This window comes from Amycolatopsis sp. NPDC058278 (assembly GCF_042881395.1).
Lineage (GTDB): Bacteria > Actinomycetota > Actinomycetes > Mycobacteriales > Pseudonocardiaceae > Amycolatopsis.
This window is the reverse complement of sequence record NZ_JBHVXZ010000243.1, coordinates 1-5135: the sequence shown is the minus strand read 5'-3', so window position 1 is coordinate 5135 and position 5135 is coordinate 1. Positions and strand designations below refer to the sequence as shown.

General features: G+C 70.3%; 4 protein-coding genes. 2 read left to right on the top strand and 2 right to left on the bottom strand.

Annotation, left to right across the window (positions count from 1 at the left end; all coding sequences use genetic code 11):
• On the top strand, positions 1-1744 hold a 1744-nt coding region (locus ACFVYA_RS49410; RefSeq protein ID WP_387055546.1), incomplete at its 5' end, for a carboxyl transferase domain-containing protein.
• A 57-nt stretch (positions 1745-1801) separates the two neighbouring features.
• Here ACFVYA_RS49410 and ACFVYA_RS49405 read toward each other — a convergent pair.
• On the bottom strand, positions 1802-2578 hold the full coding sequence (locus ACFVYA_RS49405; protein ID WP_387055543.1) for a hypothetical protein: 777 nt from the start codon (positions 2576-2578) through the stop codon (positions 1802-1804).
• 167 nt (positions 2579-2745) lie between these two features.
• Here ACFVYA_RS49405 and ACFVYA_RS49400 point away from each other — a divergent pair, with 167 nt between their 5' ends.
• A complete protein-coding gene (locus ACFVYA_RS49400) occupies positions 2746-4065 on the top strand; it encodes a M14 family zinc carboxypeptidase (RefSeq protein ID WP_387055541.1) in 1320 nt (439 codons plus the stop codon).
• Between the two features lies 1 nt (position 4066).
• Here ACFVYA_RS49400 and ACFVYA_RS49395 read toward each other — a convergent pair whose 3' ends face one another.
• The gene (locus ACFVYA_RS49395) at positions 4067-5098 is read right to left on the bottom strand and encodes a class I SAM-dependent methyltransferase (protein WP_387055539.1); all 1032 of its coding nucleotides are present in this window, start codon (positions 5096-5098) and stop codon (positions 4067-4069) included.
• Positions 5099-5135 lie beyond the last annotated feature (37 nt).

Sequence of the window (5135 nt, the reverse complement as noted above, 5' to 3'; positions counted from 1 at the left end):
GCAGCACGTCCAGCCGCCGTCGACCGAGCCGGTGAAGCCCCTGGACGACTACCGCCTGAAGGTGCTGCGCGCGGCGCGGCGCGGGACTGTCTACCCGTACGAGCTGACCGGCCTGCTCTCCGGCCCGCAGGGCACCTTCACCGAACACGACCTCGACGACGCGGGTGTCCTGGTCCCGGTGGACCGGCCGAAGGGCAAGAACGCCGCGGCGATCATCGCCGGCGTCGTCACGACCCCGACCGAGCGGCACCCCGAAGGCGTCACCCGCGTCGTGCTCCTCGGCGACCCGACGAAGTCGCTCGGCGCGCTCTCGGAGCCGGAGTGCTCGCGGGTGATCGCGGCGCTCGACCTGGCCGAGCGGATGCAGGTTCCGCTGGAGTGGTTCGCGCTGTCGTCGGGGGCGCGGATCTCGATGTCCTCGGGCACCGAGAACATGGACTGGGTCGCTGCCGCGCTCAAGCGGATCGTCACGTTCACGCAGGACGGCGGCGAGATCAACATCGTGGTCAACGGCATCAACGTCGGCGCCCAGCCGTACTGGAACGCCGAAGCCACGATGCTCATGCACACCAAGGGCATCCTGGTGATGACGCCGGACTCGGCGATGGTGCTCACCGGCAAGCAGGCGCTCGACTTCTCCGGTGGCGTGTCGGCCGAGGACAACTTCGGCATCGGCGGCTACGACCGCGTGATGGGCCCGAACGGCCAGGCGCAGTACTGGGCGCCGAACCTGCCCGCCGCGCGCGAAGTGCTGATGTCGCACTACGACCACACGTACGTGGTGCCGGGTGAGGCCGGCCCGCGCAAGGTGAGCACGAGCGACCCGGTCGACCGGGACGTCTCGTCGTTCCCGCACGCGATCGTCGGCAGCGACTTCACGACCGTCGGCCAGATCTTCTCCGCCGAGCACAACCCGGACCGCAAGAAGCCGTTCGACATCCGCACGGTGATGCGCGCGCTGTCCGACCAGGACCACCCGGTGCTGGAGCGCTGGGCGGGCATGGCCGACGCGGACACCGCGGCGGTGCAGGACGTGCACATCGGCGGCCGCCCGGTCTGCTTGGTCGGCATCGAGTCGCGTTCGGTGCCCCGCCGCGGCTTCCCGCCCACCGACGGCCCGGACACCTACACCGCGGGCACGCTCTTCCCGCGGTCGTCGAAGAAGACGGCGCGGGCGATCAACGCGGCCTCGGGCAACCGGCCGCTGGTGGTGCTGGCGAACCTGTCGGGCTTCGACGGCTCGCCGGAGTCGCTGCGCAAGCTGCAGCTGGAGTACGGCGCGGAGATCGGCCGGGCGATCGTCAACTTCGAGGGCCCGATCGTGTTCTGCGTGATCTCGCGCTACCACGGCGGCGCGTTCGTGGTGTTCTCCAAGGCGCTCAACCCGAACATGACGGTGCTGGCCCTGGAGGGCTCGTTCGCCTCGGTGCTGGGCGGCGCCCCGGCGGCGGCGGTGGTGTTCGCCGGCGACGTCAACAACCGCACGGCGAACGACCCGCGCGTGACGGAGCTGCAGGCCCAGGTGGCGGCGGCCGGCGGCGCGGCCCGCGCGGCGTTGAGCGCCCAGCTGGCCGAGGTCCAGTCGGCGGTCCGCGCGGAGAAGGTGAGCGAGGTGGCGGCGGAGTTCGACCGCGTGCACAGCATCCAGCGCGCGGTCGAGGTCGGCTCGGTGGACGCGATCATCTCGGCGGCCGAGCTGCGGCCGCGGATCATCGAAGCGATCGAACACGGCCTGAAGAAGTAGCGGACGAGTTCGAAGGAGGGCGGCACTTCCCCGGGAGGTGTCGCCCTCCGGCGTTCGCTACGCCCGGAGCATCGCGATCGGGTAGGCGATGGTGGTGACCCGGTAGTCGTCGTCGAAGTCCAGGAAAGACGCCCGGATGCGGTAGAAGACGTCGACCATCTTGGGCGGCCCCCACCGCCCGAGTTCGAGCAGGTCGTGCAGCCGGGCACCGCGAGGGTCCCCCACGCGCCCGCGCAGTCGCCGGCCGCTCTCGTCGGCGAACCGCTCCAGGCTCGACGCCGTGGGGAGCACATCGAGCTCGTAAAGCATGGTGAGCAGCGAAAGACCGGAGACGCACCGAGCCGGCCCGTCTGCATGCGGGAAGCTCTGGAGCAGGTAGAGAGCGCCGATCTTGTGGTAGCCGCTGCTGTCGGTGCCGCGCTTGAGCGGACGGGCCGAGACCCAGAGAGCCGGACCTTCCGTCCCCGGTGGCGCGCCCGCGGGCGGAGGCAGCAACAGGGTCCGGACCTCGCACGTCTCCCGGCGGAAGGTTTTCCGCAGCTCCCTCCAGACGGGTTCGGGCAGCTCGGGATCCGGCGGCGCGTTGTCCCAGTTGTCTTCGATGCTCGGCCGCGCCCGGCCGAGGACCTCCTGGCCGCCCAGGTATGCGCAGACGGTATCCAGCTTCTCGGCGAGCCCGACGGGAACCTGCGTCACCGCGCCCTGAAGCCCGACCGACGGACTGATCCCCGCGCTGATCGTGTAGGTCGGCACGCGCCGCACTTTGGGCTTGGTCACGATCTGCGAGTAGTACTCGTCCAACCGTGCCTCGTCGATGTAGAGCGGTTCGATCACTTCGCCCCCTCCCCTTCCGGGCCGTCCATGCTACGGGCCGGGATGAGCGGTTTCGCGACTTTCGGGGGTATGACCCCTTTGCACCGGGCCGACACACTGTGCGTGCCGGTACGGTGACCACGGGTTCCGACCGGACCTCCATCCGTGCGGCGTGAGGAGATCCCCCGATGGCGTCAAGGTCCTTGTCCCGGCTCGCCCTCGCGGCGTCCGGGGTCCTGCTCACCTCCCTGCTCGGCGGCACCGCCACCGCGCAGGCGGCGGACACGCCGGTGTTCTGGCGCGTCCCGGCCACCGCGACCCAGGCGCAGGCGCTGGCCGCCGCCGGTTTCGACGTCGAAGAGGGGGATGCCGGCAGCGTCAACGTCGTCGGCGGCCAGGCCGTCGCCGCGAAGCTGCGGGCGCTCGGCTACCGGCCCTCGTTCTTCGACACCGTCTACAAGGAACTGCCCGCGCGGACCGACAGCCTGGCGGCGGACACCTACTACGGCGGGTACCGGACCGTCACCGCGCACGAGAACCACCTCGCGCAGGTCGCTTCGGCGCACCCCGACCTGGCGACGAAGTACACGATCGGCCAGTCGTGGAAGAAGGCCAAGGGCCAGGGCGGCCACGACATCCAGGCGATCTGCCTGACCAAGAAGCAGACCGGCGACTGCACGCTGTCGACGATGTCGACGAAGCCGAAGTTCTTCCTGATGGCCCAGATCCACGCGCGCGAGCTGTCGACCGGCGAGCTCGCCTGGCGCTGGATCGACTACCTCGCCGACGGGTACGCCACCGACGCCACCGCGAAGTCCATTCTGGACACCACCGAGGTGTGGGTGGTGCCGATCGCCAATCCCGACGGCGTCGACATCGTCGCTTCCGGCGGGAACTCGCCGAAGCTGCAGCGCAAGAACGCGAACAACTCCCGCGGCGGCTGCAGCGGCACGAACATCGGCGTCGACCTCAACCGCAACTCGACGTTCAAGTGGGGCGGCGACTCCAACTCCGCCTGTTCGGAGACCTACCAGGGCGTGAGCGCGGGTTCCGAGCCCGAGGTGCAGGCGCTGGAGAAGCTCGCCCGCGCGATCTACCCGGACCAGCGCGGCACCGGGAACAACGACCCGGCGCCCGCGACCGCCAAGGGCACGATGATCACGCTGCACAGCTACGGCAACGACATCATCATCCCGTGGGGCTTCACCCAGGCCACCTCGCCGAACGACGCCCAGTACCGCAGGCTCGGCGCGAAGTACTCCGCGTCCAACGGCTACCTCGTCGGCACCAACGAGGAGACCGTCGGCTACGACACGACCGGCACCACCGACGACTTCACCTACGGCGAGCTGGGCGTCGCCAGCGTGACGTTCGAGGTCGGCGGTTCGAGCGGCTCCTGCGGCGGCTTCCTGCCGCGCTACACCTGCGTGGACAGCACGTTCTGGCCGAAGAACAAGGGCGCGCTGGTCACCGCCGCCAAGGCCGCGGCGGCGCCGTACCAGCAGTGATTCACGGGCGGCAGGCGTAGATGCAGTTCTGCGGGCGCGGGGAGCCGAGCACTTCGACGTGCCGGAACCCCGCGTCCGCGAGCATTTCCGACGCCTTCTCGGTCCCCCACACGGCGCCGAGCGCGGCGCCGCCCTCGGCCAGTGACGTCGTCGTGCAGTACATCAGGCTGATCGAGTAGGTGAGGGCCGCCAGCGGGTTGCCGATGTTCTTCTCCAGGTGGCTGGAGAAGTTGGTGTCCACCATGAAGAACAGGCCGTCCGGGGCGAGCGCCTGGTGGATCCGGCGCAGCACGACGTCCGGGCGGTCCTGGTCGTGGATGGCGTCGAAGGCGGTGATGACGTCGTAGGGCGGATCGGCGGTCAGCTCGGCGGCGTCCCCGACGGCGAAATCGGCGTTCGGGAGGCGGTGTTCTTTCGCCTGCTCGATGACCCCGGCGTTGATGTCCAGGCCGGTGAAGCGGGAGGCGGGAAACGCCCGGGCGGCGACGGCGATCGCGTTCCCGGTGCCACAGCCGAGGTCGAGCACGCGGGCGCCCGCGGTGAGCCGTTCCGTGAGGCCGGGAACCGCGCCGAAGAAGCCGTCCACGAGGTGCTCGCGGTAGATGTGCTTCCAGCTGTCGCCGGTTTTGGCGCCGAGGGTTTCGAGGTAGGGCCCGTAGGCCGCCCTCGGGACACCGCCGCCTTCGGCGAACGCGCGTTCCAGGTCCGGGAGGATGCCGGTGAACGCCGACAGGGTCAGCAGTGCCGGCATCAGGTTCGACGCGGTCTCGCCGAGCAGGAACTTGGCGTGCTCCGGCGGGAGGGTGTACTCGCGGCCGTCGTAGGTGAAGATCCCGCCGGTGACCATGGCACCGAGCCACTCGCGGACGTAGCGTTCCTGCAGCCCGGCGCGCTCGGCGAGCCCGGAACTGGTGGCGGGCCCCCGCGCGGCGGCGGCGAGAAGGCCGGTCCGGTGGCCGACACCGATGAGCATGGTGAGGGCGCTGCCGGTCATGGTCGCGGTCAGGTGCGCGGCGAAGTCCTGCTCCTCCATGGGGTGGAGCCTACCCGCCGGCCGGATCGTCCGATGT

Coding starts and splice junctions, on each gene's coding strand:
- ACFVYA_RS49400 (WP_387055541.1), top strand. CDS start 2,746: ATGGCGTCAAGGTCCTTGTCCCGGCTCGCCCTCGCGGCGTCCGGGGTC.
- ACFVYA_RS49395 (WP_387055539.1), bottom strand. CDS start 5,098: ATGGAGGAGCAGGACTTCGCCGCGCACCTGACCGCGACCATGACCGGC.